The sequence below is a fragment of the Paraburkholderia sp. PGU19 genome (assembly GCF_013426915.1).
Classification (GTDB): domain Bacteria; phylum Pseudomonadota; class Gammaproteobacteria; order Burkholderiales; family Burkholderiaceae; genus Paraburkholderia.
Genome location: NZ_AP023179.1, coordinates 3,059,569 through 3,076,095, shown reverse-complemented (window position 1 = coordinate 3,076,095; position 16,527 = coordinate 3,059,569). Strand labels below are relative to the sequence as shown.

Sequence of the window (16,527 nt, the reverse complement as noted above, 5' to 3'; positions counted from 1 at the left end):
CCCGGTCAAGGCGGACTCATATCGGCATCGCCAGACCCGGCAGCCGACGTTCCCGGCTTGCGGGATTCGCGCTTCACCTGCTGATAGATGCGAAACGCTTCCCATGCGGCGAGGCCGACGCTACCCCACTTGAGCACGGGCTTCGCGGTCGCGAACACGGTGGCGCGGATCGGTTTCGCGAGCACCAGCGAGACGAGCGAACTGATTAGCGGGTATTCCTTGAGTAGCGCGCCGATCCCTGCCGACGCGCCGCGCCGGCGTCCCCAAGGCATACCTCCGGCGAAGCCCGGCACGATGAACTTGAGCCAACTGAAATGCGTGACGGCGTTGCGCAGGTCGAGCGTCGCCTGCGCGAGTTGCATGCGCTCGACGTCCGCGCGCACGATCAGCAGTTCCTTGCGCAGCGCGCGCAGATGTGGCGCGCTCAAGTCTTTGGCGGTCGGTCGGCGGCTGCGGAATGCGTTCTCGGAATGGACCTGACTCATGGTTGATCGATGGCAATGGACAGCGAAAAGAGCTGCGCTGCGTTCAGCGTTTCCGGAAAATCTCGCGGTCTTTTTCGAATTCGTTGAGCGTGGCTTCGAAGATCATCGGCGAGTTGTGCAAGCCGCTGCGTGCCCGCAGCGCGAAGCAGATCGCCGCGATCGCGTAGACGATCGTGATGCCCGCGAGCGACTGCCACCGGTAAGTGTCCCAGAAGGCAATCGCGATCAGCGCAGTCAGCGCGATCAGCGCCATGGTTGCGAGCATCATCGCGGCCAGGCCCATGAACAGCACCATCAGCAGCCGGTCTTTTTCTTCGGCCAACTCGATGCCGATGAGTTCGAGCCGCGTCTGCAGGATCGAAAAGAACGAACTGAGAATGCGCCGCAATGGCCCGCGGTCCCCGCTCTGCGTTTGTGTATCGATCATGGCTTCAGCGTATTGCGCGCGAGGATGCGCGAAGAAGGTGCGGACAGGGCGCGTGCGCCCGTCCGCCTGTCAGCGAAGCGCACCGGCCGCTCGACTTCGCAGCCGGTTGCTTCACGCGCGCTTTTCACACGCGTTACTTGCGATTGATCAGCAGGCCAACCAGCACGCCGACGCCGGCTGCAATGCCGATCGATGCCCACGGATGTTCGTGGACATAGTCGTCGGTGGCGCGCGCGGCCTTCTTGCCTTTCTCGACGACCACGACCTGCACGTCGGCTGCCTTTTCCTTCGCCTGCTTGAGACGCGAGAGCGCCGTCTCGCGCAGTTCAGAAGCGCGTTCGCCTGTGGCGCTCGCGGCCTGCTTCAGCAGATCTTCCGCGTCTGCGAGTACGGTTTTGATATCCGACATCAATCTCTCCTTGTTGACTTCCGACATTGACTGCTCCCTTCGTGCACGCTACGCGTGAATCGTAAACCATAGAAACGGCCGCTGGCGAGCCAGCAGACCTTACGACTGACCGTGCGTCACGGGCTACGCGTGAAGCGCGCAATACCCGAACGCCTTTGCATGAAGCGTTCCCGAACGTCGCGGGCGTTTCATATTGCCAGCTTCGGACGGTCCCGCTCAACGTGTTGCAGAACACGCCACCGTTTGATGGAGTTGATCTGTCCCGCTAAGTTTCGTACATCCGGAAGAAAATTACAAAACCTGATAAGCGTCGCAGCCAATGTTCGTTAGAAGTGCACGTCCTGATCCCTTATGCTCTAATTTGTACCCCTCGTCCGGCCGGACGGGCAAATCATTCGAATAACTTCAAGGAGCTGCACTATGAGTCTACGTCTTGGCGATGTCGCACCCGATTTCGAGCAGGAGTCGAGCATTGGCCGCATCAAGTTTCACGAATGGCTGGGCGACAGCTGGGGCGTCCTTTTCTCGCACCCCGCCGACTTCACGCCCGTCTGCACGACGGAACTCGGCCTGACCGCGAAGCTCGCGAGCGAATTCGACAAGCGCAGCGTGAAGACGATCGCATTGTCTGTCGACAGCAAGGAATCGCACAGCGAGTGGATCAAGGACATCAACGAGACGCAGGCCGCGAGCGTCGGCTTCCCGATTCTCGCCGACGGCGACCGCAAGGTGTCGGAACTGTACGACATGATCCATCCGAACGCGAACGCCACGCTGACGGTTCGCTCGCTGTTCATCATCGACCCGGCGAAGAAGGTACGTCTGATCATCACGTATCCCGCCAGCACGGGCCGTAACTTCGATGAAGTGCTGCGCGTGATCGACTCGCTGCAACTGACGGACAACTATCAGGTCGCAACGCCGGGCAACTGGAAGCACGGCGACGACGTCGTGATCGTGCCGTCGCTGAAGGACGAGGAAGAGATCAAGCGCAAGTTCCCGAAGGGCTACAAGGCGCTGCGCCCGTATCTGCGGATGACACCGCAGCCGAACAAGTAAGCTTCCGCTTCTTGCACGGTTCAAACAAAAAGCCCGCGTTCGTTGAGAACGCGGGCTTTTTGCTTACTGGTTTTCCGAAACCTGGCGACGAATCACAGAGCGTCAGAAGAACGCCTGAATGCCCGTCTGCGCGCGTCCGAGAATCAGCGCGTGAATATCGTGCGTGCCTTCATACGTGTTCACGACTTCCAGATTGACCAGATGCCGCGCGACGCCGAACTCGTCAGAGATGCCGTTGCCGCCCAGCATGTCACGCGCCATCCGCGCGATGTCGAGCGACTTGCCGCACGAGTTGCGCTTCATGATCGACGTGATTTCGACGGCGGCCGTGCCTTCGTCCTTCATCCGGCCAAGGCGCAGCACGCCTTGCAGGCCCAGCGTGATTTCCGTCTGCATGTCGGCGAGCTTTTTCTGGATCAGCTGGTTCGCGGCAAGCGGCCGGCCGAACTGCTTGCGATCGAGCGTGTACTGACGCGCGGTGTGCCAGCAGTCTTCTGCCGCGCCGAGCGCGCCCCACGCAATGCCGTAACGAGCCGAGTTGAGACAGGTGAACGGTCCGCGCAAGCCCTTCACGCCGGGCATCAGATTCTCTTCCGGCACGAACACTTCATCGAGAACGATCTCACCCGTGATCGACGCACGCAGGCCGACCTTGCCGTGGATGGCAGGTGCGCTCAAGCCTTTCCAGCCTTTCTCAAGGATGAAGCCGCGAATCTCATCCTTGCCATCGGTTTCGAGCTGCGCCCAGACGACGAACACGTCCGCGATCGGCGAATTCGTGATCCACATCTTCGAGCCGGACAGCGAGTAGCCGCCGTCGACTTTCTTCGCTCGCGTGACCATGCTGCCCGGATCGGAGCCGTGGTTCGGCTCGGTCAGGCCGAAGCAGCCGATCCATTCGCCCGTCGCGAGCTTCGGCAGATATTTGTCTTTCTGCGCGTCGGAACCGAATTCGAAGATGGGGACCATCACCAGCGACGACTGCACCGACATCATCGACCGGTAGCCTGAATCCACGCGCTCCACCTCGCGCGCGATCAACCCGTAGCTCACGTAGTTGAGGCCGGGGCCGCCGTATTGCTCGGGAATGGTCGGGCCGAGCAGGCCCAGTTCGCCCATCTCGCGGAAGATCGTGGCGTCCGTTTTCTCGTTGCGGAACGCTTCGAGCACGCGCGGCGCAAGCTTGTCCTGCGCGTAGGCGTGCGCGGCGTCGCGCACCATGCGTTCTTCTTCCGTGAGCTGCTGATTGAGGAGCAGCGGGTCTTCCCAATTGAATTGCGCGGCGGCTGCCATGACGTATCTCCTGAATCGATCAGAGCGGAGCACCGAAACACCGCATTCTGATCTCATGCTTGACTTAAGTTCCGCTCTGCGAAACAATGTTTTGCAAAACGACGACTGAGTTTAGCACCCGATGTCGAAACCTGCATCCATAACATCCCCAACGTCCGCTTCGACGCGTGCGTCCGATCCCGTCGACGAACGCAAATTCGTCGTCGCGCTGGCGCGCGGCCTCGATCTGTTGCGCGCGTTCCGTCCGGGCGAGACGCTGCTGGGCAATCGCGACTTCGTCGAGCGCACGGGTTTGCCGAAAGCGACGGTGAACCGGCTTGCGTACACGCTGACGGTGCTCGGCTATCTGCGCTTCGACGAGGCGCTCGGCAAGTACGCACTCGATGCTGGCGTGCTGTCGCTCGGTTTCGCGCTGCTGTCGGGCACCGATACGCTCGAGCTCGCGCGTCCGCACATGCGCGACTTCGCGCGCGAGGTCGGCGCGGCCGTGTCGCTCGGTTGCCGGGACGGTCTGGACATGATCTACCTGGAGACGATCCGCAGCGAGACGGCGCTCACGCTCGGGCTCGCATCCGGTTCGAAGCTGTCGATGCTGACGAGTTCAATGGGCCGCGCGTATCTCGCCGTGCAGTCGGGCGACGCGCGCGCCGCGCTTCTGGCCGAACTGCAGCGCGCAGCGGGCGACGAAGGCGCGCAACTGGTCGCCCAGGCGCGAGAGGAAATCGACAGGTTCGCGCGAGAGGGCTGCTGCTATTCGTTTCGCGACTGGCACGACGACGTGAACGCCGTGGCCGTGCCGTTCAGCGACCCGCGCGACGGGCGGCTGCTGGTGCTGAGCTGTAGCGGCCCGGCGTCGTCGATGGGGGAGAGCGTGTTCCGGGAGGTGGTCGCGCCGCGTCTGAGAGCATTGGCGCGCCGTTTGGGGCCGGCCCCGGAACAACCTTAGGCCGCCCGGTTCGCGTGCACGACGAACAATGGCCCCTGCACGAACCGCACATCGTATTGTTGCAACAGATCGAACTGCGCTTCAGTCGCCACGCGATTGAAGATCAACGGAATTTTTAGCCGATTCGCATAGCTGACCAGCGGTTTCACCATCGAATCGCGCAACGCCGAAGCGGCATCCATCTTGATGAAGTCCAGTCTCGCCATGTCCGACACGGACAGGATCTGCCCCGCGTTCGGCAGATTGCCGGCGACCTTGAATCCATAGTGCTGGTAACTCTTGGTCAGATAACCAAGAAACGTCTTATGCGCGACCGCCGCAGACGGCAGCTCGATCACGACTCGCGACGGATTTAACCCAAACGACATCAGCACAGCCGAGAAATGCCGGCCGTGGTCATAGCGCACGCTTTTCAGCAGCCGCTCGTGCACGCGCAGAAACAGCAGACCGTGCCGCTGCGGACCGAAGAAGTTGACGGCGTGCATCGCGCGCGACATCCGGTCCAGCGCGACCAGCTGCTGGTCGTCGGGCACGTGGTCGAACGGGTCGAAGCTGTCGAGCGGCGTGCCGTCGGCCAGTTGCGTGACGGCCTGGACCCCGAGTTCGTCGCCGAAACGGTCCGCGCTATCGGGCGAAGACGACAGCGACTGCGCGAGCGCATGCACCGAGATGTCGAAGATCGGCTCGTAGCTGCTGCCGAGTTCGACGTCGCCGTAGGTCGCGATGGCTTCGCCGCTGCGTGGGCCTGTGCCCATTCTCAGATGCTCGCCGAGAAACGGGTGAGTGGAAGCGCGGTCGACGAGTTCGGGAATGGTCAGCGGGATCATGAATACGTGGGGAGCGGACTTGGATCGCGGCGGTGCGCCGCACGCTTCGATGGTAGCAGCGGCGACCGCTCTTTCATGCACCAAATACTGATATGGATTTCGCCATTCGTGTGGCGATCGATGCCCGATCGAGGGTTTACGTTAATTTCACTAATCATAATCTGTTTTACTATTCGTAAATACACGTTGCAGCCTTTTCACCCCGTTCCGCAGGAAGCGAAAGATGAGCGAATCCCACCGTTCTGCCGATGTGATCGAGGTCGAGCGCGCATTGGCCGATGCGCATCGGCCGGCTTTTCAGCTGATGCTGCTCGTGCTGTGCGGGCTGTGCCTCGTCATCGACGGCTTCGATGCGCAAGCCATGGGTTATGTCGCGCCGAGCGTGATCGGCGAATGGCATGTATCGAAGGCCGCGCTCGGGCCGGTGTTCAGCGCGAGCCTGTTCGGCATGCTGCTGGGCGCGCTCGGGCTGTCGGTGCTGGCCGACCGGATCGGACGGCGCCCGGTGCTGATCGGCTCGACGTTCTTCTTCGCGCTGTCGATGCTCGCGACGCCGTTCGTCTCGACCATTTCCGCGCTGATCGCGCTGCGCTTCATCACGGGGCTGGGCCTCGGCTGCATCATGCCGAATGCGATGGCGCTGGTCGGCGAGTTTTCGACGCCCGCGCACCGCGTTAAACGGATGATGCTGGTGTCGTGCGGCTTCACGCTCGGCGCGGCCATCGGCGGCTTCATCAGCGCGGCGCTGATTCCCGCGTACGGCTGGCGCGCGGTATTCTGGGTCGGCGGCGCGGTGCCGCTCGTGCTCGCCCTCGCGATGCTCGCCGCGCTGCCCGAGTCGCTGCAATTTCTCGTGCTGAAGGGACGCGATGAACGCGCGCGGCAGTGGCTGGCGAAGTTCGATACAGCGCTTCGCGTCGGTCCCGCCACGCGCCTCGTCGTACAGGAAAAAGCCGGCGGCGGCGCGCCCGTGGCCGAGCTGTTCCGCGCGGGGCGTGCGCCCGTCACGCTGATCCTCTGGGGCATCAGCTTCATGAACCTGATCGACCTGTACTTCCTGTCGAACTGGCTGCCGACCGTGATGCGCGACGCCGGCTATTCGCCGTCCACAGCCGTCATCGTCGGCACCGTGCTGCAGACGGGCGGCGTGGTCGGCACGCTGCTGCTCGGCTGGTTCATCGAACGTTTCGGCTTTGTGCGCGCGCTGTTCGCGTGCTTCGCACTCGGCGCGCTGAGCGTCGGCGCGATCGGCGCGGTGTCGCATGCGCTCGCGTGGCTGCTGGTTGTCGTCTTCGCGGGCGGCTTCTGCATCGTCGGCGGACAGCCGGCCGTCAATGCGCTCGCCGGACACTTCTATCCCACCACGCTGCGCTCGACGGGCATCGGCTGGAGTCTCGGCATCGGCCGGATCGGCTCGGTGATCGGGCCGCTGGTCGGCGGCCAATTGATTGCGCTGAACTGGAGCAACGCCCAGCTGTTTCACGCTGCCGCCTTGCCCGTGCTGTGTTCCGCATCGCTGGTGCTGACGCTCGCCGCCGCCACGCGTGGGCGCGGCGGCCTGGCCAAAGCGCAGACTGCTTGAGATTCGCTTGAGATTCATCGGAGACTTTGCATGGAATCATCCACACGACGCGAAATCCAGCCGGGCTATCAGTCCGGCTTCGCCAACGAATTCGCTACGGAAGCCTTGCCCGGCGCGCTGCCGCAAGGCCGCAACTCGCCGCAGCGCGCGCCTTATGGCCTGTACGCGGAGCAGCTGTCGGGCACCGCGTTCACGGCGCCGCGCGGCCACAACCGCCGCTCGTGGCTGTATCGCATTCGTCCCGCCGCCGTGCATCAGCCGTTCACGGCGCTGCCGTCGCACCGGCTCGTCGCCAATTTCGCCGACGTGCCGCCCACGCCGCCCAACCAGCTGCGCTGGGACCCGCTGCCGATGCCGACCGAGCCGACCGATTTCATCGACGGCTGGGTGACGATGGCGGGCAACGGCGCAGCGGAAGCGATGAACGGGTGCGCGATCCACGTGTACGCGGCTAACCAGTCGATGCAGGACCGCTACTTCTACAACGCCGACGGCGAACTGCTGATCGTGCCGCAAGCGGGGCGTCTCGCCATCTTCACGGAGATGGGCGAGCTCGACGTCGAGCCGTTCGAGATCGCGGTGATTCCGCGCGGCGTGCGTTTTTCGGTGGCGCTGCCGGACGGCCGCGCGAGCGGCTATATCTGCGAGAACTTCGGCGCGCAGTTGCGCCTGCCCGACCTCGGTCCGATCGGCTCGAACGGCCTCGCGAATCCGCGCGATTTCCTTACGCCGCACGCCGCGTATGAAGACCGCGAAGGCGACTTCGAGCTGGTCGCGAAGCTGAACGGCCACCTGTGGCGCGCGGACATCGATCATTCGCCGCTCGACGTGGTCGCGTGGCACGGCAACTACGCGCCCTACAAATACGATCTGCGCCACTTCAATACGATCGGCTCGATCAGCTACGACCACCCGGACCCGTCGATCTTCCTCGTGCTGCAATCGCAAAGCGACACGCCGGGCGTCGATTCGATCGACTTCGTGATCTTCCCGCCGCGCTGGCTGGCCGCCGAAGATACGTTCCGCCCGCCGTGGTTCCATCGCAACGTAGCAAGCGAGTTCATGGGCCTTGTGCACGGCGCGTACGACGCGAAAGCGGAAGGCTTCATGCCGGGCGGCGCGAGCCTGCACAACTGCATGTCGGGCCACGGCCCGGACGCCGACACGTTCGAGAAGGCCTCGAACATCGACACCAGCAAGCCGAACAAGGTCGACAACACGATGGCCTTCATGTTCGAGACGCGCACGCTGATCAAGCCGACCCGCTTCGCGCTCGAAACGGCGCAGCTTCAGGCGCATTACTACGAGTGCTGGCAAGGTCTCAAGAAACACTTCAATCCGGAGCAACGATGAACGCATCGAGCGATCTTCAGGCGACCCTCGACGCGTCGCGCAAAAGTTGGGTCGAGTCGGCGAACGAGCCGTCCTGCGACTTCCCGATCCAGAACCTGCCGTTCGGCATTTTCAGCGACGGGCTGAATGCGACGCGCCGCGCCGGAGTGGCGATCGGCGACTGCATCGTCGATCTGGCCGCGCTAGAAAGCGCGGGCCTGCTGACGGTGCCGTCGTCGGGCGAGGGTGATAGCGTGTTCGTGCGCGACGCGCTGAACGATTTCATCGCGCTTGGCCGCGACACCTGGCGCAGTGTGCGCATCCAGTTGAGCAAGCTGCTGTCGCGCGATCACGCGACGCTGCGCGATGACGCCGAACTGCGCAGCCGCGCGCTGATCCGTCAGTCCGACGCGACGCTGCATCTGCCAGCGCAGATTCCGGGCTATACGGATTTCTATTCGTCGAAGGAACACGCGACGAACGTCGGCTCGATGTTCCGCGATCCGAAGAACGCATTGCTGCCGAACTGGCTGGAGATTCCGATCGGGTACAACGGCCGTGCGTCGTCGGTGGTAGTGAGCGGCACGCCCGTGCGCCGCCCGAACGGCCAGTTGAAGCTGCCCGATCAGGAGCGCCCCGTGTTCGGCGCGTGTCGCAAGCTCGACATCGAACTGGAGACGGGCTTTATCGTCGGTCGTGGCAATGCGCTTGGCGAGTCCATCGCATGCGGTGAAGCGGAAGATCACATCTTCGGCATGGTGCTGCTGAACGACTGGAGCGCGCGCGATATCCAGCAGTGGGAATACGTGCCGCTCGGCCCGTTCAACTCCAAGGGTTTCGCGACGACCATCTCGCCGTGGATCGTCACGCTCGACGCGCTCGAACCGTTCCGCGTCGCGCAGCCCGCGCAGGATCCGCAGCCGCTCGAGTATCTGCGCCACGCCGGCGAGCACGCCTTCGACATTTCGCTCGAAGTGCTGCTCAAGCCGCACGACGCAAAAGAAGCGACGACCATTGCGCGCACCAACTTCCGTCACATGTACTGGACGATGGCGCAGCAACTCGCGCATCACACGGTGTCGGGCTGCAATACGCGTGTCGGCGATCTGATGGGTTCGGGCACGATCAGCGGACCCACCGATGATTCGTTTGGCAGCCTGCTGGAACTGACCTGGAACGGCAAGAATCCGCTGCAACTGAACGACGGCGGCACGCGCGGGTTCATCGAAGACGGCGACGAACTGACGCTCGCGGGATGGTGCCAGGGTGATGGCTATCGCGTCGGCTTTGGTACTTGCGTCGGTGAGATTCTTCCGGCGCATAAGTAACGCTGTAGCGGCGCGTCACACTCGACGCGCATTCAACAAGCAAACCGCGCGGCGTCACGCCCGCGCGGACCTTGGCTTAGCTTTCACGACGCCGCGTTCACCACGCCGCGCCGCTTCTCCCACAACGCCGCCGCGAGAAACGCCAGCGCGCTCGCGAGCACCACGCCGATCATCGCGTCATTGCCGACGCTCTTCATCAACGCGCCCGCAATCAGCGGCCCGCCAAAGCTCGCGATACTCCACGACGCGCCCACGAGTGAACTCGCCGACACCAGCGCCACGCCGCGAAAGCGCTCGCCACACGCGACGAGCGACAGCGTATAGATCGCACCCGCCGCCGCGCCGAGCACATAGAGCAGTGGCCAGCACAGCCACGGCGATTGCACGGCCCATGGCAACAGCGGCAGCAGCACGACGACCAGCACCGCGCAGCCGATATGCACGCGCTCACGCCCGAGCCGGTCCGCGAGCCAGCCGATGGGAAACTGCATGGTCGTGTCGCCGAGCAGCAGCGCGGATGCGAACAGCACGGCCACTTCGCTCGGAATGCCGTGCGCCATCGCAAAGAGCGGCATCAACGACAGCGCGATCGTATCGAACAGCGCGAAAAAGCCCGTGCCGATCACGAGCGCGGGCATCTGCGGCAATACGCGTCGCCAGCTGCCGTGCGGCTCGTGTTCGTCGGACGCGTGCGGCGCCGAGCGGATCATCGATAGCACGGGCAGCGCGATCAGAAAGATTGCGCCGCAGATCAGAAAGCGCCAGTGCTCGAGCCGCGCAATCTGACTGACGAGCACAGGACCCGCCATCTGGAACAGCGTAAAGTTCGTCGCGTAGATTGCGACGACGCGGCCGCGCGATGCATCGTCGGCGAGCTGGTTGACCCACGCTTCGCCGATCGTGAAGAGCAGCATCAGCGCCGCGCCGCACAGCGCGCGCAGCACGGCCCAGACGAACAGATTGGCGGTGAGCTGCATCAGCGCGGTCACGATCGCGACGATCAGCACCGCGCCGATGATCGCCTGGCGGCCACCACAGCGCGCCGCGAGCCAACCGGCGACGGGCACGACGAGCAGGCCGCCGCCCGCCTGGGCAGCCGTCAGCAGCCCGACGACATCGGTGCCGTAGCCCGCTTGCGTCAGCGCGAGGGCGGTGAGGGGAAGGGTCGCGCCGCTGCCGAGGCCGACCACGGCCACGCTCAGGATCAGCGCGAGGAAATCACGGGAGAAGACGACTTTCATATCGGGCGAGATGCTACACCGCCCGCATGTCACGCGCACCCTGTGATGGCAAGGTGCACGCTCGGGGTATATCGCGTTGCGCGCTCAGCCCGCCACAGGCAAGCGCCGGTCGAGCGACACCGACCACCACGTCAGCGCCACCGCGCCCGCCGCCGTCGCGACGCCGACCCACGGCAGTGACCTGAGCGGCGCGCCCGCGCCGATCGCCATGCCGCCAAGCCACGCGCCCGTTGCATTGCCGAGGTTGAAGGCGCCCTGATTCAGCGTCGAAGCCAGGTTCGGCGCGCTGCTCGCGCGGTCGACGATCAGCATCTGCAGCGGCGGCACGATCGCGAACGCGAGCACGCCCCACAGGAAAATGGTCAGCATCGCGGGGATTTCGCTGTGCATTGTCATCGCGAAGACGGACAGGATCGCGACGATCGCGAGCAGGAACGACAGCAGCGACTGCACCGGGCGCCAGTCGGCGAGCTTGCCGCCGATCGTGCTGCCCACCGTCAGCCCGAGGCCAAACAGCAGCAGCACCATCGTCACCGCATGGGGCGTGAAGCCCGTCACGTCTTCGAGGATCGGCGTGATGTAGGTGAAGGTCGAAAACAGGCTCGCGGATGCCAGCACGCTCGTGCCGAGCACCATCAGCACCTGCGGGTTTTTCAGCACGGTGAATTCGTGGACGAGGCTCGCCTTCTGCATCTCGATCTTCGACGGCAGACACACCGCGAGCGCGATGGCCGCGATCACGCCGATACCCGTCACCGCCCAGAACGTCGCGCGCCAGCCGACGGCCTGGCCGAGCGCCGTGCCGAGCGGCACGCCGAGCACGTTGGCGAGCGTGAGGCCCGTGAACATCAGCGCGATGGCCTGCGCGCGTCGGTTCGGCGCCACGAGGCCGGCCGCAACGACCGAGCCGATGCCGAAAAACGCGCCGTGGCAGAACGCCGTGACGATGCGCGCGGCCATCAGCACCGCGTAGCCCGGCGCGATTGCGCACAGCAGGTTGCCGAGGATGAAGATGCCGATCAGGCTCATCAGCGCTTTCTTGCGCGGCATGTTGGCGACCGCGATCGCGACGATCGGCGCGCCAATCGTCACGCCGAGCGCATACGCCGACACGAGCATACCCGCCGCCGGAATCGACACGCTCAGATCGCGCGCGACATCGGGCAGCAACCCCATGATGACGAACTCGGTGGTACCGATTCCAAACGCGGCAACGGCAAGTGCAAGCAGGGGCAAAGGCATGATGAGACTTTCACGGGAGGGTCGCGGCGGCGGACGGGAAGGCCGTTCGCGTTGCCGTCGCGCGTATTCGGGACGAGTGCGCGTGCGCCGGCAAGGGTAAGTCAGTAGGGGATTGTACCTAAGCCAATTCGGCTGTGCGGTCTGCTTCGCGCACTGTTGTATTTCGTCGATTGCGGCGCGAATTCTGTCCGATCGCGCTGCGAAAACCCCCTATTTCAAGGGTCTTTTTTGTCGAGCGCACTGCCGTGACGGCCCGCGCCCGCGGCGAACGCGGCCGCTCCCGCCACGCCTTGCGAGAACACGGCCGCGTAGCCGCCCGCGCCTTCGCGGCGCAGTGCTTCGGGCAAATCGTCGAGCGGCGAGTTTTCATAGACGGAGCGGCGGTCCGCCAGCAGTGCCGCCTGCGGAAGCGCGGCCAGTTCGGCGGCGAGCTGCTCGGCGGCGGCGCGCGAGGCGCCCTTCGGCACGACGCGGTTGGCAAGGCCGAGCGCGAGCGCTTCGTCGGCGGTGACGGCGCGGCCCGTCAGGATCAGATCGAGCGCGCGCGACTGGCCGATCAGACGCGGCAGCCGGATCGTGCCGCCATCGATCAGAGGAATGCCCACGCGCCGGCAAAACACGCCCAGCACGGCGTCCGCTTCGACCACGCGCAGATCGCACATCGCCGCGAGTTCCAGGCCGCCCGCCACCGCATGGCCGGCAATCGCCGCGATCACGGGCTTGGTGAACATCATCCGCGTCGGTCCCATCGGGCCGGGGCCGCTGCCGTCGGCGTGCAATTCGTTGCGCCGCTCGTCGTCTTGTAAAGCAGTGAGGTCCGCGCCAGCGCAGAACGTGCCGCCCGCGCCCGTCAGCACGGCGGCGCGCCACGCGTCGTTGGCTTCGAAGCGGCGGAACGCGGCGGCGAGGGCTTCCGCCGTCGGACGGTCAACGGCGTTGCGGCGCGCGGGGCGGTCAATAACGATCGTCGCGACGGCATCGACTGGGAGCGCAACTTGCTGTTTCTGTGCAGTTGTGTTTTTTTGTGCAGTTTCGATTCGCACGAATTCGCCGAACTGTTCGCTAGCCATCGTTCTCTCCGGTTCGGGCTGCCTTGCAAGACCTAGACTGGATGAAGAGGACTGAAAAAACCGGTTGCGCGTGCGGCAACACCCTAAAGAACTGCGCAAAACGACCGCTAAAGCAGAAGCAAAAGCCTGCGAGGCGATGCGTGGCGCACGGGCGGCGATGCAGCGCGAATCGCTTGCCGCCAAGTCACGCGGTTTTAACAATCGACTCGTAGCTTAGGCGAATTTTGAACAGCCAGGGCGCGCGCACGCACCGGCGCATGGAGTACGCCCTATGTCCTCATTGATGGAACTACCGACCCCGTCTCTCGCGGCATCGCCGTCTTCCGGCAGCGAGCCTGTCTGGATCGTGCCGCTGCACGAGCATCCGCCGTATGCCCACGTGCGCCTGAAGCGCGTCTTCACGACGGACGGCACGCGCCATCAGGTGGTGCTCGTCGACGCGCGCAAGCTGATTGCGTGCGCCGATCGTGACGACACCGATTACGTGCTGCCTCCCGTGCAGGAATGGCACCCCGGGAAGCTGCGCGGCATCCGCGAGTTTCTCGATCCGTCCAACGCGCGCATTCCGCAGATGCCCTACGTGACGATCTCGACACGCCGCGCGCCGGGGCTGCTCGGCTGGCTCAGGCTGGAACATGAAGGCGTGGTTGCGTTTCGCAACGGGCAGCATCGCGCACGGTACATGATGGCGGCGGGCGCCGTGTGGTTTCCAGTGGAAGTGCATGAGCGCGAGGCGGCGCTCTTGCGGCAATACTGTGGTGCGTCCGATGATGCGCGCATGGCGCTGCGGCCCACTTCGGCTAATGTGGCTGGCGTGCCGCGGGCGTAATCGTTGAGGGTTTGTCTGCGACGCGTTGGTTTGGTTTGCTCGTGTTTGCGCTGGTATCAACGATTTGCCTTCGTGCTTCGCGCGATGCCGTTCGGTGCATCAGCCGTTGCGCTGGCATCCGCGTTATGGTGTCTGCCGGTCAAGCGTCGCCCCGCACAGGGGCGACGCTTGAAGCAGGCAAAACAAATTGCCGATGCCAGCGCAAGAGTAGGCGTAAGAGCAAAAAGCAGAACCGGAATCCAACCCACACTGCTTGCGCAGCAAAAAAATTCCAGCAAACCTACGCTAAACCCATCTCAGCCGCCCGTAGGTGCCTCGACGACATTCCGCGGCGTGCCGTCGCGCCACGCCTCGACATTGCCCAGCGTCGTCTGCGCGATTTCCGTCATCGCCTCGCGGGTAAAAAAAGCCTGGTGCGCAGTGACGATCACATTGGGGAACATCAACAGCCGCGCAAGCACGTCATCCTGCAGCGGCAGATTCGAGTGGTCCTCGAAAAAGATCCCGCCTTCTTCCTCGTACACATCGAGCCCGAGATGCCCCAGCTGACCGCTCTTGAGCGCGCCGACCAGGGCATTACTTTCGACCAGCCCGCCGCGCCCCGTGTTGATCAGCATCGCACCGCGCTTCATCTTCGCGAGCGCGTGTCGATCGATCATGTGATACGTGGACGGCAGCAGCGGGCAATGCAGACTCACGATGTCCGAATACGCGAGCAGCGTGTCGAGCGGCACGTAGCGCCCGCCCAGCGCGAGCAGTTCGGTGGCGGGCGGGCCGGGATCGTGCGCGAGTACCTGCATGCCGAAGCCCGCCATGATGCGCGCGAAGCAGCGGCCGATGATGCCCGTGCCGATCACGCCGACCGTCTTGCCGTACAGGTCGAACCCGAGCAGCCCGTTCAGCGAGAAGTCGCCTTCGCGCGTGCGGGCGACGGCGCGCGCGAGCTTGCGGTTCAGCGCCAGGATCATCCCGACCGCGTGCTCGGCGACCGCGTGCGGCGAATAGGCGGGCACGCGCACGACGCCGATACCGAGCCGCTGCGCCGCCGCGAGGTCGACATGATTGAAGCCCGCGGAGCGCAGTGCGATGAGGCGCGTGCCGCCCGCATGCAGGCGTTCGAGCGTGGGGCGTCGACCAGGTCGTTGACGAACGGGCACACGACGTCGTATCCCTCGGCAAGAATTGCCGTGTCCGCTTCGAGATGCGACTCCTGGAAGTGCAACTCATAGCGGAACGCGGCGTTCGCCTCTGTGAACGTGTCGATATCGTACTGGCGACTACTGAACAAAATCATGCGCATGGTCACTGGCCTCCTGATGGACGCGCGCGGGGCGTCATCGATGCGTGAGCAACCGCGCGCAGCTCACGAAGCGTGCTGCGCGGCGGGATGCAGGTCGTGCGCGATGATCGCATGCGCGTCGGCGGGCAGTGCTGACGCCGGACAACCCGCATGCTCGAGCGTGTAATCGACGAACGCGCGCGTTTTCGCAGGCAGATGACGGCGGCGCGGATAGACGAGCGACACCTTGGCCTGCGATTCGTCGACCGTATAGCCCTGCATGATGCGCTTCAGTGTGCCCGTTGCGAAGTCGTCGGCGACGAGCGGCTCGGGCAGTACGGCGACGCCCATTCCCGCGATCGCCGCGAGCCGCACGAGCAGTGGGCTATTGACCATGTACGACGGCTCCAGCGTGATGGGCTGCGGGTCGCCGTCGCTGTCGACGAAATGCCAGACGGTCGGGCCGCGCTGCTCGGACGGCGTCGCGATGCACGAATGCAGCGCCATATGCTCGGGATGGCGCGGCTCGTCGCGCGCAGCCAGATAGGATGGCGCGGCGCACGGCACGAGGCGCTGGGTCGCAAACGACAGCTCGACGCTGTCCGTCTCCGCAGCCGCGCCCGACGAAGCCGGCGGCCCCGAAATGAGGAGGCCCACGTCGTAGCCGTCTTCGATCAGATGTGGCATGCGCTCGGCGAGCGTGAGCCGGATGCGCACCTTCGGATAATGCCGCCGGTAGCCGTCGAGCAGTTGCGTGAGCGCCTGCGGCGACAGCGCGCCCGTCGCGACGACACGCAGCGTGCCGCCCGGCTCGCGCTCGGTGCCCGCCACCGAACCTTCCAGATGATCGAGCTCTTCCAGCAGCCCGCGGCAGCCTTCGAGATAATGCGTGCCGGCCTCGGTCAGCGAAAGGTTGCGCGTCGTACGGTTGATGAGGCGTGCGTGCAGGTGCGCCTCGAGCGTGGCGATCGAGCGTGTCACGAGTGCATTCGATACTTTCAGCTGCTGGGCCGCGCGCCTGAAGCTCTGTGTTTCGGCGACCCGGACAAAGACCCGCATGGCATAGATCTGATTCATGGTGGCGCCCTCGGTAAAGCGCGGTGCTTGCCGCGCGTCGTTGACCCGGCTGTGGCGTGCGGCAGTTTTCTGCGTCAGCCTTTGCGGGTGTCATACCGTCA

Annotated in this window: 15 protein-coding genes and 1 pseudogene; 6 read left to right on the top strand and 10 right to left on the bottom strand. The window is 64.5% G+C overall.

Annotated elements, in window-relative coordinates; genetic code table 11:
* Positions 1 to 5 precede the first annotated feature (5 nt).
* The 3 genes from H1204_RS14010 to H1204_RS14000 all read right to left on the bottom strand — a co-directional run bounded on the left by H1204_RS14010 (position 6) and on the right by H1204_RS14000 (position 1,348).
* Positions 6 to 485 (bottom strand): DUF3318 domain-containing protein, encoded by a 480-nt coding sequence (locus H1204_RS14010; RefSeq protein WP_180728776.1) that lies wholly within the window; start codon positions 483 to 485, stop codon positions 6 to 8.
* 43 nt (positions 486 to 528) lie between these two features.
* A complete protein-coding gene (locus H1204_RS14005; RefSeq protein ID WP_180728775.1) occupies positions 529 to 912 on the bottom strand; it encodes a phage holin family protein in 384 nt (127 codons plus the stop codon).
* Positions 913 to 1,045: 133 nt separating this feature from the next.
* The gene (locus H1204_RS14000; protein ID WP_007584918.1) at positions 1,046 to 1,348 is read right to left on the bottom strand and encodes a DUF883 family protein; all 303 of its coding nucleotides are present in this window, start codon (positions 1,346 to 1,348) and stop codon (positions 1,046 to 1,048) included.
* A 393-nt stretch (positions 1,349 to 1,741) separates the two neighbouring features.
* Here H1204_RS14000 and H1204_RS13995 point away from each other — a divergent pair, with 393 nt between their 5' ends.
* A complete protein-coding gene (locus tag H1204_RS13995) occupies positions 1,742 to 2,380 on the top strand; it encodes a peroxiredoxin (protein ID WP_180728774.1) in 639 nt (212 codons plus the stop codon).
* A 102-nt stretch (positions 2,381 to 2,482) separates the two neighbouring features.
* Here the strand turns inward: H1204_RS13995 and H1204_RS13990 are convergent, their stop codons facing one another.
* The gene (locus H1204_RS13990) at positions 2,483 to 3,673 is read right to left on the bottom strand and encodes an acyl-CoA dehydrogenase (protein WP_007738163.1); all 1,191 of its coding nucleotides are present in this window, start codon (positions 3,671 to 3,673) and stop codon (positions 2,483 to 2,485) included.
* A 121-nt stretch (positions 3,674 to 3,794) separates the two neighbouring features.
* Between H1204_RS13990 and H1204_RS13985 the strand changes: the two genes are divergently transcribed.
* The gene (locus H1204_RS13985; protein WP_180728773.1) at positions 3,795 to 4,619 is read left to right on the top strand and encodes an IclR family transcriptional regulator; all 825 of its coding nucleotides are present in this window, start codon (positions 3,795 to 3,797) and stop codon (positions 4,617 to 4,619) included.
* Here H1204_RS13985 and H1204_RS13980 read toward each other — a convergent pair.
* Positions 4,616 to 5,446, bottom strand: coding sequence for an EAL domain-containing protein (locus tag H1204_RS13980; RefSeq protein WP_180728772.1), 831 nt, complete (start codon positions 5,444 to 5,446; stop codon positions 4,616 to 4,618). The genes H1204_RS13985 and H1204_RS13980 overlap by 4 nt on opposite strands.
* Before the next feature lie 223 nt (positions 5,447 to 5,669).
* Here H1204_RS13980 and H1204_RS13975 point away from each other — a divergent pair, with 223 nt between their 5' ends.
* Genes H1204_RS13975 through fahA form a run of 3 tightly spaced genes read left to right on the top strand, consistent with a single transcriptional unit; the run spans position 5,670 to position 9,688 of the window.
* A complete protein-coding gene (locus tag H1204_RS13975) occupies positions 5,670 to 7,028 on the top strand; it encodes an MFS transporter (protein ID WP_180728771.1) in 1,359 nt (452 codons plus the stop codon).
* A gap of 30 nt (positions 7,029 to 7,058) precedes the next feature.
* Positions 7,059 to 8,381, top strand: coding sequence for a homogentisate 1,2-dioxygenase (gene hmgA, locus H1204_RS13970; protein ID WP_180728770.1), 1,323 nt, complete (start codon positions 7,059 to 7,061; stop codon positions 8,379 to 8,381).
* On the top strand, positions 8,378 to 9,688 hold the full coding sequence (fahA, locus tag H1204_RS13965; RefSeq protein ID WP_180728769.1) for a fumarylacetoacetase: 1,311 nt from the start codon (positions 8,378 to 8,380) through the stop codon (positions 9,686 to 9,688). The genes hmgA and fahA overlap by 4 nt, the downstream gene beginning before the upstream one ends.
* 83 nt (positions 9,689 to 9,771) lie before the next feature.
* Here the strand turns inward: fahA and H1204_RS13960 are convergent, their stop codons facing one another.
* The 3 genes from H1204_RS13960 to H1204_RS13950 form a co-directional block, all read right to left on the bottom strand.
* A complete protein-coding gene (locus H1204_RS13960; RefSeq protein WP_180728768.1) occupies positions 9,772 to 10,929 on the bottom strand; it encodes an MFS transporter in 1,158 nt (385 codons plus the stop codon).
* 84 nt (positions 10,930 to 11,013) lie between these two features.
* Positions 11,014 to 12,171, bottom strand: coding sequence for an MFS transporter (locus H1204_RS13955; protein ID WP_180728767.1), 1,158 nt, complete (start codon positions 12,169 to 12,171; stop codon positions 11,014 to 11,016).
* Between the two features lie 215 nt (positions 12,172 to 12,386).
* Complete coding sequence (locus H1204_RS13950; RefSeq protein ID WP_180728766.1) at positions 12,387 to 13,241, bottom strand: crotonase/enoyl-CoA hydratase family protein; 855 nt, start codon at positions 13,239 to 13,241, stop codon at positions 12,387 to 12,389.
* A gap of 271 nt (positions 13,242 to 13,512) precedes the next feature.
* Here H1204_RS13950 and H1204_RS13945 point away from each other — a divergent pair, with 271 nt between their 5' ends.
* Positions 13,513 to 14,070 (top strand): hypothetical protein, encoded by a 558-nt coding sequence (locus tag H1204_RS13945; RefSeq protein WP_180728765.1) that lies wholly within the window; start codon positions 13,513 to 13,515, stop codon positions 14,068 to 14,070.
* A gap of 296 nt (positions 14,071 to 14,366) precedes the next feature.
* Here H1204_RS13945 and H1204_RS13940 read toward each other — a convergent pair.
* Positions 14,367 to 15,370, bottom strand: a pseudogene (locus H1204_RS13940) (2-hydroxyacid dehydrogenase).
* A 63-nt stretch (positions 15,371 to 15,433) separates the two neighbouring features.
* Positions 15,434 to 16,426: a LysR family transcriptional regulator gene (locus H1204_RS13935; protein WP_180728764.1), complete on the bottom strand. Its 993-nt coding sequence runs from the start codon at positions 16,424 to 16,426 to the stop codon at positions 15,434 to 15,436.
* Positions 16,427 to 16,527 lie beyond the last annotated feature (101 nt).